A 422-nucleotide genomic window follows, 5' to 3' on the forward strand; every position below is an offset into this window, starting at 1 on the left:
AAGATTATCCAGCCAGAGCAACAGAATTTGATCCATTTTTTTTGACAAGACAAAAAGAAGATTCAGCGATGGAAGATTTAAATTTTAATCCAGAAGTATGGGGAATGAAAAAAAAAGATCCAAACATCAATTATATGTTTTTGAATTTAGGACCGAATCATCCTTCTGCTCATGGTGCATTTAGAATTGTTTTGCAATTAGATGGTGAAGAAATTGTTGATTGTATGCCAGATATAGGATACCACCATCGAGGCGCAGAAAAAATAGCGGAACGTCAGTCTTGGCATAGTTACATTCCGTATACTGATCGTATTGAATATCTTGGTGGTTGTGTTAACGAAATGCCTTATGTTTTGGCAGTAGAAAAATTAGCAGGAATTACAGTATCAAGCAGGGTAGAAGTAATTCGTATAATGTTATCT

At 34.8% G+C, this 422-nt stretch carries 1 pseudogene; it reads left to right on the forward strand.

The features are described 5' to 3' along the window. A pseudogene (locus LDP10_RS03245) lies at nucleotides 1–422 on the forward strand (NADH-quinone oxidoreductase subunit C/D); the annotation flags it as partial.

Origin of the sequence: Buchnera aphidicola (Pemphigus obesinymphae) (assembly GCF_026122815.1) — a bacterium.
GTDB classification, from domain to species: Bacteria; Pseudomonadota; Gammaproteobacteria; order Enterobacterales; family Enterobacteriaceae; genus Buchnera_C; species Buchnera_C aphidicola_BJ.